Source organism: Bartonella sp. AP88XZML, assembly GCF_042195565.1.
GTDB lineage: Bacteria > Pseudomonadota > Alphaproteobacteria > Rhizobiales > Rhizobiaceae > Bartonella.
Window position 1 is genome coordinate 345,937 of record NZ_JBHIOQ010000040.1, and the last position, 16,773, is coordinate 362,709.

The following is a 16,773-nucleotide window of genomic DNA, read 5'->3' on the forward strand; positions in this document are numbered from 1 at the left end:
ACGTCGGATTGTTTACAGGCTATTTGTTTACAGATCGGTACAGAGTTTTAAGCTTCATCCTTTTTTAAGAGAGAGAGGGAGTTATAACTCTTTAAAATATGAAAGTTTTGTATTTGGAATTGATAGATGCACCGAAGTTCTTCTCCTTATGATTCATTAGAAGTGCGAAATTCTCAAGGTTCGCGTCTTATTGAGATGTTTTTACGTCAGATAGGGGTATTTATTGGGCTTGGGCTTTTGGGCTTTATTATTTTTTGTGTGTTTGCTTTGGCGACGTGGAATGTTGAGGATCCATCTTTAACCCATGCAAGTACAAATGAGGTTACAAACCTTATGGGGTGGATGGGGGCAATTTTTTCAGATTTTATTATGCAGTTTTTTGGCTTGGCAAGTCTTTCTGTTTTGTTGCCACCGTTATTTTGGTCTTTTCTCTTGTTGGCGCAAAAGAATATCTACAATTTGACTTTGCGCTTTTTTTTATGGGTGCTATCAACGATTTGTTTTTTAATTGCTTTTGCCCTTATGTCACCTGTTGCTTCTTTTACTTATTGGCCATTGCCAATGGGATTAGGAGGGGTTTTAGGAGATAAAGTTTTAAGTGTTGCTTCTTCAGTCTTTCCTCTTTTTCTTTCTCCTCCTTACACGGTGTTTTTCAGTGTTGTTTTTATTCTTTTAGGTTTTTTCACCGCTGCTTTTGCTGGTAATGTGATATGGCGGCGTCGAACAAAGAAAAGAAAAGAAAAAAGCATTCCCAAAGACGAAATCGTTAATCCAGTCTTTGAGTTGGAAGAAGATACGGAATATGCCGCAGAGGAGGATCGTGAAAATCATGGTTTTTTTGCGACAACTTGTGGCGCTCTTTTGCATCTTTTTTATTTTTTTCAAGCGCGTTTTTTTCGTTTATTCTGTTTCAAAAGGCGTTTTCAGAGTAAAGGGCAAGGAAAGCCATTTGATCGGATTGAGCCAACTTTTTTAGGTGAAAAAGTAAAGTGTGAGGAAAATCAAAATAAAGCCTATATTTCTCCTGTTAAAAATCGAAAGTCTTTAACAGCTTCTTCAAAGGGTGGTTTTGTTCTTCCTCTTGTAGATTATCTTTCGGTTCCACCACCGTCTGTTAAGGATGCAAAACTTTCTCCTGCTATTTTAAGAGCAAATTCTCAAGAGCTTGAAGGGGTTTTGTTAGATTTTGGGGTCAAAGGAAAAATTATAGATGCTTGTCCTGGACCGGTGGTAACTTTGTATGAATTTGAACCGGCTGCAGGCATTAAGTCTTCCCGTATCATTGGTTTGGCAGATGATATTGCACGCTCGATGCGTGCGATTTCGGCGCGTGTTGCGGTGGTTCCAGGACGTAATGTTATTGGAATAGAATTGCCTAATGCAAAGCGTGAGATGGTTTATTTACGAGAAATGTTGCAGGCGCAAGAATTTATTGACAGCAAAGCCAAGCTAGGACTTGCTTTGGGTAAGACAATCGGGGGGGAAGCTGTTGTTGCAGATTTAGCAAAAATGCCCCATCTTTTGGTTGCTGGTACAACAGGATCGGGAAAGTCTGTTGCTATCAATACAATGATTTTATCATTGCTTTATCGTATGACACCTGAACAATGTCGTCTCATTATGGTGGACCCGAAAATGCTTGAGCTTTCGGTTTATGATGGCATTCCCCATTTATTAACACCCGTGGTGACAGATCCTAAAAAAGCCGTGATTGCTTTAAAGTGGGCTGTTCGTGAAATGGAAGAACGCTATAGTAAAATGTCAAAACTAGGCGTTCGTAATATTGATGGGTTTAATGCACGTCTTAGGGAAGCTGCAAGTCAGGGAGAGACAATGGTGCGGACAATTCAAGTTGGATTTGATCGCGAGACCGGTGAGCCTCTTTATGAAACGGAAACACTTGATTTTAGTCCTATGCCCTATATTGTTGTCATTATTGATGAAATGGCTGATTTGATGATGGTTGCTGGTAAAGACATTGAAGGCGCGGTTCAACGCTTGGCACAAATGGCACGTGCTGCCGGTATCCACGTGATTATGGCGACACAGCGTCCTTCCGTCGATGTTATTACTGGGACGATCAAAGCCAATTTTCCTACACGTATTTCTTTTTCTGTGAGTTCAAAAATTGATAGCCGAACAATTTTAGGTGAACAGGGGGCCGAGCAATTATTGGGACAAGGAGATATGCTCTTTATGATGGGAGGAGGACGTATTCAACGTGTGCATGGTCCTTTTGTTGCGGATGATGAAGTGGAGCAGGTTGTTGCGCATCTCAAAGCGCAAGCACGACCTGATTATTTGGAAACAATTACGCAAGAAGTTGAAGAGGATGGTGCTGATGTTTCTTTGGCTTCTCCTTCAGAAGATGATCCCTATAGTCAAGCTGTTGCTATTGTGCTTCGTGATCGTAAGGCTTCGACTTCTTATATTCAACGCCGTTTAGGCATTGGTTATAATCGTGCTGCGACACTGATTGAGAGGATGGAAGAAGAAGGTATCATTAGTCCAGCAAATCACGCAGGGAAACGAGAAATTTTAGTGCCTGCTGAAGAAGAGCGCTTTTGAAAAATCTTTATAGTTGTTTTTTATAATATCTTATAAAACAAGTGTTTGTTTACTGTATCGTAGAAAGTCTGCATTTTCATACACCAGTTCTCGATTTGCGATAGCTCCTTGGCACTTGGAACTCTTTATAAGGGGATTCTTTATCTTATATAACTTTTATCCACACACCAACCTTGCTTGTAATGTGCAAGCAAATGATTTGAGTTGATTCAATATGAGAGAGTATGTGATGAAAGAATCTTATTGTATTTGGCGTTATGATTTAAGTTAAAAAGATAAATTATTATAAATCAATATCTTGGTATAAAATAATGTTATTGCGAATGTAGGGGTGTAAAAGCATGTAAGACTTGATATTTAAGTGTCTTTTTAAGTGCGCTCTAAATATTTAGGGCAAGGCTGATCTGTCGAGTCTTAATATAAATGAATTATATGGGGTGGGAAGCTAAGTGAAATTTGCTAAACTCCAAACTGTTTACAGAGCGGTTGTGGTGAAAATTTTTATTCTTTTGGGTGAGAAGGAAGTCAAAAAAGTATTTTTGATACTTAAAAGAGCTTTCAGGTTTGCGAGTAATATGTTTAGTCCTTAATCCATTATGTATTGACTATAATTTATGTTGCTTCATAGATTAGGGGTGGAAAAGAATATATTATGCGTTTAGAAAAGCAGGAAATTTGGATGCTTTCGGAAACTTAAACGCAGACTGATTATTTGGAAACGATACCGCAAAAAATAAAAAAGGATGTTTCTTTAGCTTTTTCTTTAGCAGATGATTCCTATTGTCAAGCTGTTGCTATTATGCTTCGTGATCGTAAGGCTTCAACTTTTTATATTCAATGTCGTTTAGGCATTGGTTATAACCGTGCCGCCACATTGATCGAAAGGATAGAAGAAGAAGGCATCATTAGTCCAGCTAATGATATGGGTAAGCGAAAAGTGTTGGAGATTGTCGAAGAAGAATACTTTTAAAAATCTTTTGATATTTTTTTCAAACAATATCTTTATCTTATAAAGAAGGGTATTTATTCGTCGTTGATCACTTAAGTTATGAATTATAAAGTCAATTAAGTATTGCTTGGGAGCATTTTTTATGAAAACGTCTTTTTTACCGCAAAGAAGAGTCTTTGGGTTGGTGGGAATTATTATCTTTTGGTGTTTAACTGTTCCTGTTTTTTCGCAAGCATCTAATAAAGTGATAAAGGCGCAAAATGTTGTGAATCACTTTGCGGCAATCAAAACAATGACAGGTGATTTTATTCAGTTTAGTCCAAAGGGAAAAATGTCTCAGGGGACATTTTATTTAGAGCGCCCAGGGAAAATTCGTTTCATTTACAAAAAAATGCCTTTACAGATTATTTCAGATGGCCAATTTGTAGGTATTAACAATCGGGCTTTGAATACTTGGAACTTTTCACAACTTTCGCAAACGCCAATGAAATTTTTGTTGGATGATAAAATTGATGTATCTTCTGGGCGCTTGTTCGCATTTCGCGAAGATCCAGGGGCTGTAACGATTGTTCTGCATGATAAAACGATTGGGGCAGGGCAAATAAGGATGGTTTTTGATTCTAAAGGCTCTGCTTTGCGACAGTGGACAATTGTTGACCAACAAAATTTGGAAACTACTGTGCAGATTATGAATGTGCGGACAGACGTCCGGTTCGCTAATGGGATGTTCACACTTCCTTCGAAGAAATGAAGAAAGAGTGTTACGTCATTGGGATTAAAACAAATGTTCTTTCGTATTGCAACTTGGAATATTAATTCTATTCGTTTGCGTCTTGCACAGGTTTTTCAGTATTTGGATCTCTTTTCCGTAGATGTTTTGTGTCTACAGGAAACAAAATGTCCAGATGCTTTATTTCCAGTGGAGGCTTTTGAAGCAGCGGGTTATAAGCATATCGCATTGAGTGGACAAAAATCTTATAACGGGGTGGCTATTGTTTCTCGTTTGCCTTTTAAAAAGGTAGAAAAGCGTTTTTTTTGCCAAAACCAAGATTGTCGCTATATCTCAGTTATTGTGGAAGCCCATGGGAGAAGCTTGCGGATTCATAATTTTTATGTTCCTGCTGGGGGAGATATTCCAGATGCTGATGTGAATGAAAAATTTCGTCATAAGCTTGATTTTTTAGAAGAAATGTCTTCCATACGTGCGGATCAAGGAGATGGTCTTTCTTCTCTTTTGGTGGGCGATTTAAATATTGCTCCTTTGGCAGAGGATGTTTGGTCTCATCAGCAATTGTTGAAGGTTGTAAGCCATACTCCTATTGAAACCAAGCGTTTACAGGATTTGTGTTGTCAAGGTGGATGGGTTGATCTGATGCGGTTGCATATTCCTGCTCCTACCAAGCTTTATACATGGTGGAGTTATCGTGCACGCGATTGGGCATTTACCGATTATGGGCGGCGGCTTGATCATGTTTGGTCTTCTCCTGATTTAGCACCTTTTGTTGTAGATCTTTCGATTTTTCGTGATGCGCGCGGATGGGAACGCCCTTCAGATCATATTCCTGTGCAAACTGTATTTGATTTTTCACGTCAAGTTTGAAATAAGAGGTAAATAAAGTATTAATATTAAATAATGATTCTGAAAGAATGCGGGAGACTAGATGTATATCAGAAATCTCAAAAGGGGCGCTTCTCGTGGATTACTTTCTATTGTCTTGTTGTGGTTGCTTTTGTCAGGATGTATGGTTGGTCCCAATTACCAGAAAACATCTTTTCGTGTTCCAGCAGTTTGGGGAGAAAAATCTGCACAGACTGCTGGACAGCCAGTTGCGCTTGCCGGATGGTGGCGGCGTTTGAATGACCCTGTTCTAGATGCATTAATGGATTATGCGATTTCTGGAAATAATAATGTTGCTGTTGCCAAAGCTCGGGTACGTGAGGCGCGTGCGAGTTTAGGACAGGTTGTGGGAACTCTTTTGCCAAATGTGTCCAATTCAATTTCAGGAACCCGTAGTCATTCTGCACAGTCTGATGCATTGTTAAACCAATACCGTAGTGGTTTTGATGCAAGCTGGGAGCTTGATTTTTTTGGTGGGCATAAACGAGCGGTTGAAGCAGCGCGTTATGGTCTTGATGCGGCTGTGGAAGATATGCGTGCTACCATGGTGACATTGTTAGGAGATGTGGCAACAAATTATGTACAAATGCGTGGTTGGCAACAGAAATTGTTGATTGTGCGTCAAATTGCTGTATCACAACGTAAAACCTATGAATTGATGCGTGCTAGATTAACAGCTGGTGATGTTTCTGAGCTCGATGTTTCAAATGCGCAAGCACAAATGGCAAATACAGAAGCAGATATATCACAGATGGAAGCGAATTTAGCAATGAGCGTTCATCGCCTTTCTGTCTTAATTGGTCGTGTGCCTACGGCATTGAAGGCTCTTTTACAAAAAAATGCTAAGTATGCAAAGATTCCACAACCGCGCTGGCCGATACCAGCAGGAATTCCAGCTGATATTTTGTTAACACGTCCGGATTTACGACGGGCAGAGCGTCAATATGCGCAAGCGACAGCGCGGATTGGTCAACGTGAAGCAGATCGCTATCCATCACTTACTTTAACAGGTAATATTTCGACAGCCGCAACGGCGATAGATCAGTTATGGAAAAATTCAACGATTGGCTGGTCTTTTGGACCTGGTCTGCGTTTTCCTTTTTTTAATGGAGGTCAGGTTGAGGCTTCTATTGCTGTCGCGCGTGCACAGCGTGATCAAGCTTTTATTACTTATCGGGCTGCTGTTTTGGGAGCTTTAGAAGATGTAGAAAATGCGTTGGTAAGATTAACTAAAGAACATCAACGCTTAGAAAAGCTAATCATTGCGAATAAAGCTTCTCTTCATTCCTTAAAACTTTCACGGAGTCTTTTTGAGAATGGAAATACCAGTTTTCTTGAATTGTTAAATGCTGATCGCTCTTATTATTCTGCACAAATGGCACTTAAAGATAGCCGTGTTTCTTTGGTTACACAATATATCACGTTGATGAAAGCATTGGGGGGGGGCTGGGATGGCGTTGTTGATGTATCACGTCCGGAAGTCGTTGATGGTGCACCTCGTTCGCGTGCAAAGGTAGGGAAATGAAAAAAAACTTACTCAAAAATTTCATTACAAAACACAAAAAACTTTCCTTCTTTTTAACTGCTATATTTCTCATTCTCTTGTTTTTATGGTTGCGTTCTGTTTTTTTTGGAACATCTACTCCAACTTATATAACAGCGGTGGTGAAGCGTGGGGATATTGAGGAAAGTGTTTTAGCTTCTGGTCTTGTACGTCCTTACCGGTTGGTGGCAGTTGGTGCGCGAGCAACAGGGCGTGTGGTGTCAATGCATGTTTCCCCTGGGAGTGTTGTGAAAGAAGGCGATCTCTTAGCAGAAATTGATCCTACAGATCAGGAAAATGATTTAAAAAGAAAAAAAGCAGCATTATCGCATTATTATGCGAGTTTGGTAGAACAAGAAGCCTATCTTTCTCTTGCACAGAAAAATTTAGAGCGTCAGAAAAAAATGATTGAAACACGTGCGGTTTCACGTGCGAACCTCGATGAGGCTACGACACAGGTGAAAATACGCGAGGCGCAAATTGAACAACTTCGTCAGCAGATTGTGCAAGCACAAATTGATGTGGAGAGTGCAGAGGTTAATTTAGGTTATACACGCATCACTGCCCCTTCAGCGGGAACGGTTTTGGCAACAGTTGTGGAAGAAGGGCAGAATGTGAATGCGGTTCAGTCGGCGCCAACAATTGTTATTTTGGGTGATTTATCAAAGATGACGATCAAGGCGCAAATCTCAGAAGCAGATGTTCTTAAAGTCCGAGCTGGACAACCACTTTATTTTACAGTTCTAGGTAATTCACAGCGTCGTTATGAAGGCGTTTTAGAAAAAGTAGAGCCGGCTCCTGAAACAATTCGTGCTGATGTGAGTATTAATCCTGGTATGGTGAGTGGTTCTAGTGCTTTAATCTCATCGGCTATTTATTATAACGGAATTCTACATGTTGATAATGCGGACAATTTTTTGCGAACCTATATGACTGCTCAAGTTCATATTATCTTAGGGCGCGCACAGAATGTCTTGTTGGTTCCAAGTAATGCTTTACGCGATGAGACAAGAGAGCGTAAAGCATGGGTTTCTGTTTTGGTGGGGGAAAATAAGTTGGTTACTAAACAGGTGAGCGTTGGGTTGAATAATAAGGTTATGGCAGAGATTATTTCAGGACTTAACGAGGGTGATGTCGTCGTCACCAGTTCGTCTGATGGAGTGATGCCCGAGTCTTCTAACATGCATAGCGAAGACGAGAGTTAAAGCATGAGCACAAATCAAGCAGATGCTGTCTTCGTCTTGGAAAATATTGTGCGTAAATTTCCTGCGGGCGAAGCGTTTGTTACCGTTTTGAAAAACATCAATCTTACCATTAAACGTGGTGAAATGGTGGCAATTGTAGGTGCTTCCGGTTCAGGTAAATCTACCTTGATGAATATTTTAGGCTGTCTTGACCGTCCAACTTCTGGCCGTTATTGGATCTCTGGTAAAGAAATAGCTTCCCTTTCTGCGGATGAATTGTCGGCTTTGCGACGTAATCATTTTGGTTTTATTTTTCAGCGTTACCATTTGTTGAATGAATTGACAGCTCTTGGTAATGTTGAAATTCCGGCTATTTATGCGGGAAGTGCCGTGGAAGCAAGGAAAAAGCGGGCACAGGATCTTTTAACACGTTTGGGCATGGGTGATCGGATAAATCATCGTCCAAATCAGCTGTCCGGTGGTCAGCAACAACGTGTTTCTATTGCTCGGGCGCTCATGAATAATGCGGAGGTCATTCTTGCAGATGAACCAACTGGTGCATTGGACAAAAAGAGTGGGCAAGAAGTATTGCATATTTTGGATGAACTTCATCAAGAGGGACGTACTATTATCATTGTAACCCATGATATGCAGGTGGCTGAAAGAGCAGAGCGTATTATCGAAATCAGTGATGGGGAAATTATTGCTGATAAGCGGTCAAGGGTTGCAAAAACAAAAGTTGGTGGAAAATCTCTTCAGGAACAACAAAATCTAAAAGGCCAACAAAAACTGGGCTTTTTTCGTTCTTTTGTTGAGCGATTCCGTGAGGCGTTTGTGATGGCTCTGTTGGCAATGAATGCACATCGCATGCGGACTTTTCTAACAATGCTTGGGGTGATTATCGGTATTGGGGCGATTATTGCTATGGTGGCTTTAGGGAATGGTACACGAGAGAAAATTCTGGAAAATTTTAAAAGTTTGGGTGCTAATACATTAACCATTTTTCCTGGCAAAAGTTTTTCTGATCCACAAGCAGAAAAAATAACCAGTTTGGTTGAAGCTGATGCAGAAGCCTTGTCTGGGTTACCTTATGTTTCTGGTGTAACACCTCAGATTTCAACAAGCTCAAAAGTGCGTTTTGGTGCAGTTGAAGTCAATGCTGTCATTGTGGGGGTGGGAGAACAATTCTTTCAGACACAGGGGCTTAAAGTTTTCAAAGGACAGTTTTTTGATCAAAAAAGTGTGCATGATCGGGCGGTTGATCTCGTGATTGAAAAAGAAGCATTGTCTGTTCTTTTTCCCCATAGCCATGAAAGCCCTCTTGGCAAAGTGGTGCATGTGGGTAATGTTCCAGCGCGTATTATTGGTGTTGTTGATTCGCAAAATCACGCAAATGGAAACACATCAAATACATTACAGCTTTATTTGCCCTATACAACAGTGCAAACGCGTTTTCTTGGTACAACAGAAGTTCGTGCAATTACTGTTAGGATTGCTGATGATGTCGATTCACATTTAGCGGAAAACATGGTGAAACGTTTTCTCATTATGCGGCATGGTGGAGAAGATTTTTTCATTAGAAATTCAGAATTCTTTCGTGAACGTATCATGGAGAGTACACATATCTTAACACTTTTAATTTCTTCAATTGCAGCGATTTCCCTGATTGTAGGTGGTATTGGGGTGATGAATATTATGCTGGTCACCGTTTCTGAGCGGATCAATGAAATTGGTGTGCGTATGGCAGTTGGTGCACGCCAAAGTGATATTTTGCAGCAGTTTCTCATTGAAGCGGTGTTGGTTTGTGTCATTGGTGGTGGTTTGGGGATCTTGCTTGGGCTTTCTATCGGTGGCTTGTTCCTTCTGTTTAAGGCACCTATCCATCTTATCTATACCATTGAATCGATCATTATGTCTCTTACTTTTTCAACCCTCATAGGAATATGTTTTGGCTTTTCTCCAGCGCGGCAAGCTTCACGGCTTGACCCTGTTGTCGCTCTTTCACGCGATTAGACTTTATCAATTTGGGCATGTTTGTTCGTGATGCTTTCCACTTGGATGAAGCGTTTATGAAGCAAAACATGAATGGGAAAAGTTTAGCATTATTTGCTGCTCTATTTTAGAAAACGCTTTGTTCGTTAAGTGGAGCGTACCACTAGAGGTGAACGTTTCTTATAGCGCACCACATCATGTGAGATGTGGTAGGCATATAAGCCTTCTTGAGGCATTAAATGTTTTGAGAATGCATGATGAATATTTTTAAATCTTTCTTGTCAAGTCTTATGGAAGTAAATCCTATTAAGGAGAAGTTAAATGGAACCCGTTAGAATGAGATTGCTTGCAGACTGAATTTTGTTAAAAATCTTTGTCTTCTGAGATATGAAGAGGAGGACAAATGAAATATATTGCGCGACGATTCTTAAGATTTAATTTAAAAAGAGGCGGGGTAGTGAATAGTATATCTGCTAACAAACAAAAGAACAAAAAAGAAGGTTGATGCCAAAAACAGCTTAAACCTCCGTTCTTCCAAAAAAATGAACTGGTATCGAGATAGCTGAGCAGTTTAAGAGGTTTCGTTTAGTCTTTTTAAGATTTTCGGAAAAGAGGTTATGAGGATTTCTCACTTTTAGTTTTGCAGAGGGTGGTGCAAATTATAGGTGTTTAGGTTTATGCAAATAAATTATGATCGTGCTCAAGTTTTAAAATGTGACCTAAGACACAGCCATTTTCTGTTCCTTTATGCGAGTAACTTAGCTTTCTTTAGAATATTTTGTTTAAGGCATCGCTTTTTTCTGCCTTATTTCATGAGTTTGGTGAGGACGACAAAAAGTTTGAGAGGCGGATCGCTTCTTATTTTGAATGATGTATGAATGAAAAGGGTTTTCATTCATTGAAAAAGAATAAGCTCATATTCAGCAGGTATGAGATGAAGTAAGAGAACATCGTAATACCAAGCTGCAGTTATGCTGCTAAAGAACATAATGGCGCTAGTGATGAGCAATGGTATGTCTAGTTGGTATGGTATTCTCCCTCCTGCTACAAGTCCGATACAGATAAAAAAGAATTCTAAAGCCACCCGCTATAAAGTATAAGAAGCGAATAATTAGTCTACGAAAGAACAAAAGATAAAGAAATATTTCAAAAATCAATATTTTGAATATCACGACTAATATTTTGCGTATTATAGTGAAATTATATGCATGATCGTTCGTAAAATGCGCTGTTTTGTGTGTGGAGTTTCTTCCTTGGTGTCTTGTGTGTTCGCAGGTGTCGTATCCATTTCCCCCTCTCATTCCTAAGCTAAATCCTAAAATTATTGCGCACTTTATTTTGTATTCTTAACAAAAGGCAAAAAATATTTTCAAAATCATCACGCCTTACCGTTTATTTCCATAGGGATATAGACATCAATAAATGCATCATATGATTTGGGGGATACTCAAAAGGATCAAAAGATTCTCTATTGTTGATTTAATTAAGCATAGAAGAAATGTCTTAAAATCAAGCAATTTTAAGCTTTTTTAAGTTTTTTGGGTAGAACAAGAGGCATTGACGAATTGGTTTAGATTCGATAATTGAAGGTATTTTTCATTGGGGGGAAGCATGACGACGCTGCAATCGCTTTTACAGACATATCGTGATGAAGCGCGTACCGAACGAGATAAAGGTACATATTTTGAGCGTTTTGCTCTTGCTTATCTAATATATGATCCTCTTCAGTTTGGGTGTTATGAAAAGGTTCAAACCTTTAAAGATTGGGCTCATGAAAATGGTTGGGATGGTCGGGATACCGGTATTGATCTTGTGGCAAAGCTTCGTGATGAAGAGGGGTTTGCAGCAATCCAATGTAAATTTTATGATGCAGCCTATCGAATTAAAAAAGCAGATATTGATAGTTTTATTTCGGCATCAGGGAAAGCTCCATTCAAGCGGCGTGTTATTATAGATAGTACTGAAAGTGCTTGGAGTGATAACGCTGAAACAATGATACGGGGGCAGGATATTCCTGTTATACGAATTAATCTTTCCGATATGCAACAAAGTCCGGTCTGTTGGGAAATTTTTGCAGCCCAGGGCAAAGTTGTTTTGGAGGATAAAAAGAAGTTGCGTCCACATCAATTGGAAGCATTGCTTGATGTGCGTGCTGGGCTTGCTCAAGCAGATCGGGGGAAGCTTATTATGGCTTGTGGGACTGGTAAGACATTTACCAGTCTTAAAATTGCTGAGGATTTGGCGGGTGAAGGCAAGTTTGTTTTGTTTCTTGTTCCTTCCTTGGCACTGATGTCACAGACGGTCCGTGAATGGACAACGGATGCAGAAATCGGATTGAGATCCTTTGCTGTTTGTTCAGATACACAAGTGGGAAAGCGTCGTAAAAATAGTGATGATGTTGCTGAAATTGATGTGTTTGATCTTGCTTTTCCGGCGACAACCGATGCTGCTAAACTTGCAGAACAGGTGGCGAAGAGTGTTGCAGATAAGATGACCGTGGTGTTTGCAACCTATCAATCTATTCAGGTGATTGCTGATGCTCAGAAAAACTATGGTTTGCCAACATTTGATCTTATCATTTGTGATGAAGCGCACCGTACAACAGGGGCAACGCTGGTGGGCGAGGGTGAATCCAATTTTGTTAAGGTGCATTCTAATGATGTTATTTGCGCCAAGAAACGCCTTTATATGACAGCGACACCACGCATTTTTGGTGATAACGCAAAAAGTCGCGCGAATGAAGTTAATGCTGTTCTTGCTTCTATGGATGATGAAAAGCTTTTTGGTAAAACACTTTTTTATCGGGGTTTTTCATGGGCAGTACAAAATGATCTTTTAACAGATTATAAGGTTATTGTCTTAGCAATGGACGAAAAATTGGTCAGTTCCGCTGTTCAGAAGCGCCTTAGTGATAGCGATTCTGAGCTTATTCTTGATGATGCAACAAAGATTATTGGCTGTTATAAGGCTTTGACAAAACAAAATATGAAGGCTGATGTTGGTACGGATTCATATCCTATGCATCGTGCTTTAGCATTTTGTAAAACTATTAAAAGTTCTGAACTTGTGCGTGATGAGTTTTCTACGGTTGTTAGAGAATATCTTGATTATACGAAAGAGGATACAGAAAATGAGCATTTTCTGAAGTGTGAAATTGAGCATGTTGATGGCACTTTCAATGCAAAGGATCGTGGTGCATTACTTGATTGGCTGAAAGCTGATAGTGGGGATGATATTTGTCGTATTTTAACCAATGCAAGGTGTTTGTCTGAGGGGGTGGATGTTCCGGCTCTTGATGCGATCATGTTTTTAAATCCACGCAAGAGCCAGATTGATGTTGTGCAAGCGGTTGGGCGGGTGATGCGTCGCTCTGAGGGTAAAAAGATGGGATATGTCATTTTGCCAATTGGTATTCCTCCTGATACTCCAGCGGAACAGGCTTTGAACAACAATGATAAATATCGGGTTATCTGGCAAATTTTAAATGCTTTGCGTGCGCATGATGATCGTTTTGATGCGACGATTAATAAGGCATCCCTCGGGCAAGATATCAGCAATGTGATTGAGATTATTGGTGTCACGCAGAGCACTGAGTTAGAGGCTGTTACGGCTGTTGTAGACAATCTTCCACTACGCGCACAACCAGCACGATTGGGCATTGGTACAGCGGAGCGTGATGTCCTTTTTACAGATGGACAAGGGGAGCTTGCTTTCCCTGTGGATGAGATTTCGCGTGCCATCATGGCAAAGATTGTCAAAAAGTGTGGGACACGAGATTATTGGGAGGATTGGGCGAGCAATATTGCGGAAATTGCTAAGAATCATATTGCACGCTTAACAGGTATTCTGGCAAAGCCAGATACTAAGGCGCGTCAAGCCTTTGACAGGTTTGTGGCAGAACTGCGTGATGATTTAAATGATGCTGTTACAGAAGCTGATGCGATTGAGATGTTGGCACAGCATATTATCACGCGTCCTGTCTTTCAGGTGTTGTTTGAAGGCTATCAGTTCACACGTGAGAACCCTGTCTCGTGTGCTATGCAACGTATGCTTGATGTGCTTGATGAGGCAAATCTTGATAAGGAATCCAAAGATCTGGAAAAATTTTACGCAAGTGTAAAATTACGCGCCAGTGGCATTACGGATCCAAAAGCCAAGCAGAGATTAATTGTAGATCTTTACGATAAATTTTTCCGTTATGCTTTTCCACGTACGGTCGAAAAATTAGGGATTGTTTATACGCCCGTTGAGGTGGTGGATTTTATTCTGAACTCTGTCAATGATGTCTTGCAAAATGAATTTGGGCAAACGCTTGGCTCATCGGGTATTCACATTATTGATCCCTTTACTGGAACGGGGACTTTTATCACGCGGCTTTTACAATCGGGTTTGATAAAACCAGAGGAGATGAAACACAAATTTTGTCATGAAATCCATGCCAATGAGATCATGCTTTTAGCCTATTATATTGCAGCTATTAATATTGAGACAACCTATCATGGTCTGATGGGGGGAGGTTATGTTCCGTTTGAGGGAATTTGTTTAACCGATACATTCCAGCTTTATGAGCAAGAAAAAGACCTGATCAGTGATTTGTTGGTGGATAACAGCACTCGTCGCTCACGCCAGAAGGAACTGGATATTCGTGTTATTGTTGGCAATCCCCCTTATTCTTCTGGACAAAAAAATGAAAACGATAATGCGCAGAATATAAGCTATCCTAAATTGGATCGTCGCATCCGTGAAACTTATGCTGCTCAGTCCAAAGCGAGCAATGTTAATGGACTTTATGACAGTTATATTCGTGCCATTCGTTGGGCAAGTGATCGCATAAAAGACTGTGGTGTTATTGGTTTTGTGACAAATGCGGGTTTTATCAGTGGATATTCTATGAATGGCTTACGAAAAGAATTGAATGAAGAATTTTCAAGTATTTATGTTTTCAATTTACGGGGTGATATTCGTAAAAATATGATGAGTAAAGGACGTGCTCAAGAAGGGCAAAATATTTTTGGAAGTGGAAGTATGACAGGAATTGCTGTGACACTGTTTGTTAAAAATCCAAATGTTTCTGAGCCTTGTAAAATTTACTATCATGATATTGGGGATAATCTCACGACAAAAGAGAAACTCTCTGAACTTAAGCGATTAGACAGTGTTGACGGTATCAAGCGTGAACACGGTTGGCAGATGATTGCACCAGATGAGCATGGCGATTGGTTAGATCAACGTAATGGTGATTTTGAAAAATTTCTAGCCTTAGGTGATAAGAAGGGCAGTGATAAAAAGCTCTTTGAAACGTTTTCTCGTGGCATACAAACTGGTCGTGATGCATGGGCATATAACTCAAGCCGTGAAGTTTTAGCTAACAATATGAGCAATATGATTGCTTTTTATAACGGTGAAGTAGAGCGTTTTAATAATTCTTATTCACATGCTGATCGTAAGGTGCTTGCAAATGCTGTAAACGATTTTGTCAATACAGATGCTAAAAAGATTAGTTGGAGCAGTAGCCTTAAAGAAGAATTAATAAGGGGAAAGGCTTTTAAATTTAAAGATACGTATATTACTCAGAGCCTTTATCGTCCTTTTACACAACAGTGGCTTTATTATAATCGTGTTTTTAATGAGAGAGTATACCAAATGCCACGTATCTTTCCTTTAGAAAAGGCGGCTGAAAATAAGGTGATACAAGTTACGGGAGTTGGAGCAAGCAGTGGATTTTCTGTTCTGATGAGTAGGGGCTTGCCTAGCTTGGATGCAATGGAGAAAGGCCAATGTTTTCCACGGTATGTTTATGAAGATGCTGTGTCCTTGGGAGCTAAAAAAGGGAATCAGGTTCATTTGTTTGCAAATTTTGCAGAGGAAAGCAAAGAAACTGGTTTAGAGCGGCGTGATGCTCTCACGGATGAAGGATTGGCTTATTTTAAGGCAGCATATCCTAGCGAAATGATAACAAAGGATGATTTGTTTTATTATGTTTATGGGATTTTGCATTCTGAAGATTATCGCGCTCGTTATGCGCATAATCTGTCTAAACAATTGCCGCGTATTCCAACAGTTAAAAAGGTAGAGGATTTTTGGGCTTTTGTTACAGCGGGGCGCAAGCTTGGTGATTTGCATATGAATTATGAAGAGGTTGAACCCTATCCCGTTACCTATAAACAGGGTGATCCAAGAACTTGGGTGATTTCTGATGAGAAGAGTTTCTACCGTGTTGAAGCGATGAAATTTGCTGGTAAGCGCGGTGCTATTAATAAGAGCACAGTGATTTATAATGCGCATATCACGATGCAGAATATTCCTCTTGAAGCTTATGAGTATGTGGTGAGTGGCAGGAGTGCTCTTGAATGGGTTATGGAGCGGCAGGTTGTCAAAACGGATAAAGCGAGCGGACTTGTTAATGATGCCAATCGCTATGCTGTTGAAACGGTGGGTAATCCAGCTTACCCTCTGGAATTGTTTCAACGGGTTATTACTGTAAGCTTGGAAACAATGAAAATTGTGCGCAACCTGCCAAAATTGGAAGTGAGAGAAATTGAAAAGGTTAAATTATCCATTGTGCGGTAAAATAGCGCTGTGTCGTAACAAACTGGCACTATCACACACCTTGCCAGCTCGTGGGTATTGCGACAGCCCTTGGCACTTGAGACAAGTCCATAAGAGGCATGTCTTTCTTGTACAGTTTTACGCTGCGCAGGCTCTCTTCCTTTGTGATGTGCAAGTCCTATGTGATGTGCAAGAAAATGGTTTTGATTGATTCAATAGAGAGCAGATTTGAAATGAGAGAATCTGATGATATTGAGAGCTCTCATTCAAGTTGAAGCGTAATAAATTTTCATTATAAATCAATATATTGTATGTGATAAAGCACCTTAGGCAGTGAGGTCGCTAAAATTATGACGCATGAGCTTTAGCG

General features: G+C 40.1%; 7 protein-coding genes and 1 pseudogene. All 8 read left to right on the top strand.

Features of this window, described 5'->3' with window-relative positions:
• Positions 1 to 126 precede the first annotated feature (126 nt).
• The 8 genes and pseudogenes from ACFIK2_RS05625 to ACFIK2_RS05660 all read left to right on the top strand — a co-directional run bounded on the left by ACFIK2_RS05625 (position 127) and on the right by ACFIK2_RS05660 (position 16,424).
• Positions 127 to 2,568 carry a DNA translocase FtsK 4TM domain-containing protein gene (locus ACFIK2_RS05625; RefSeq protein WP_375633474.1) on the top strand — a complete coding sequence of 814 codons (2,442 nt, stop codon included), beginning with the start codon at positions 127 to 129 and terminating at the stop codon, positions 2,566 to 2,568.
• Between the two features lie 706 nt (positions 2,569 to 3,274).
• Positions 3,275 to 3,538: pseudogene (locus ACFIK2_RS05630) on the top strand (DNA translocase FtsK); the annotation flags it as partial.
• Between the two features lie 121 nt (positions 3,539 to 3,659).
• Positions 3,660 to 4,268 carry an outer membrane lipoprotein carrier protein LolA gene (locus ACFIK2_RS05635; RefSeq protein WP_375633473.1) on the top strand — a complete coding sequence of 203 codons (609 nt, stop codon included), beginning with the start codon at positions 3,660 to 3,662 and terminating at the stop codon, positions 4,266 to 4,268.
• A gap of 33 nt (positions 4,269 to 4,301) precedes the next feature.
• The gene (locus tag ACFIK2_RS05640) at positions 4,302 to 5,117 is read left to right on the top strand and encodes an exodeoxyribonuclease III (RefSeq protein ID WP_375676976.1); all 816 of its coding nucleotides are present in this window, start codon (positions 4,302 to 4,304) and stop codon (positions 5,115 to 5,117) included.
• Positions 5,118 to 5,178: 61 nt separating this feature from the next.
• Complete coding sequence (locus tag ACFIK2_RS05645; RefSeq protein WP_375634390.1) at positions 5,179 to 6,660, top strand: efflux transporter outer membrane subunit; 1,482 nt, start codon at positions 5,179 to 5,181, stop codon at positions 6,658 to 6,660.
• Positions 6,657 to 7,883 carry an efflux RND transporter periplasmic adaptor subunit gene (locus tag ACFIK2_RS05650; RefSeq protein WP_375633471.1) on the top strand — a complete coding sequence of 409 codons (1,227 nt, stop codon included), beginning with the start codon at positions 6,657 to 6,659 and terminating at the stop codon, positions 7,881 to 7,883. The genes ACFIK2_RS05645 and ACFIK2_RS05650 overlap by 4 nt, the downstream gene beginning before the upstream one ends.
• Positions 7,884 to 7,886: 3 nt before the next feature.
• Positions 7,887 to 9,875 (top strand): MacB family efflux pump subunit, encoded by a 1,989-nt coding sequence (locus ACFIK2_RS05655; RefSeq protein ID WP_375633470.1) that lies wholly within the window; start codon positions 7,887 to 7,889, stop codon positions 9,873 to 9,875.
• Positions 9,876 to 11,465: 1,590 nt separating this feature from the next.
• A complete protein-coding gene (locus ACFIK2_RS05660; RefSeq protein ID WP_375676977.1) occupies positions 11,466 to 16,424 on the top strand; it encodes a DEAD/DEAH box helicase in 4,959 nt (1,652 codons plus the stop codon).
• Positions 16,425 to 16,773: the final 349 nt, after the last annotated feature.

Bases quoted from the DNA above. Each gene is read 5' to 3' on its own strand.
- ACFIK2_RS05625 (WP_375633474.1), top strand. From the start codon at position 127: ATGCACCGAAGTTCTTCTCCTTATGATTCATTAGAAGTGCGAAATTCT.
- ACFIK2_RS05635 (WP_375633473.1), top strand. From the start codon at position 3,660: ATGAAAACGTCTTTTTTACCGCAAAGAAGAGTCTTTGGGTTGGTGGGA.
- ACFIK2_RS05640 (WP_375676976.1), top strand. From the start codon at position 4,302: ATGTTCTTTCGTATTGCAACTTGGAATATTAATTCTATTCGTTTGCGT.
- ACFIK2_RS05645 (WP_375634390.1), top strand. From the start codon at position 5,179: ATGTATATCAGAAATCTCAAAAGGGGCGCTTCTCGTGGATTACTTTCT.
- ACFIK2_RS05650 (WP_375633471.1), top strand. From the start codon at position 6,657: ATGAAAAAAAACTTACTCAAAAATTTCATTACAAAACACAAAAAACTT.
- ACFIK2_RS05655 (WP_375633470.1), top strand. From the start codon at position 7,887: ATGAGCACAAATCAAGCAGATGCTGTCTTCGTCTTGGAAAATATTGTG.
- ACFIK2_RS05660 (WP_375676977.1), top strand. From the start codon at position 11,466: ATGACGACGCTGCAATCGCTTTTACAGACATATCGTGATGAAGCGCGT.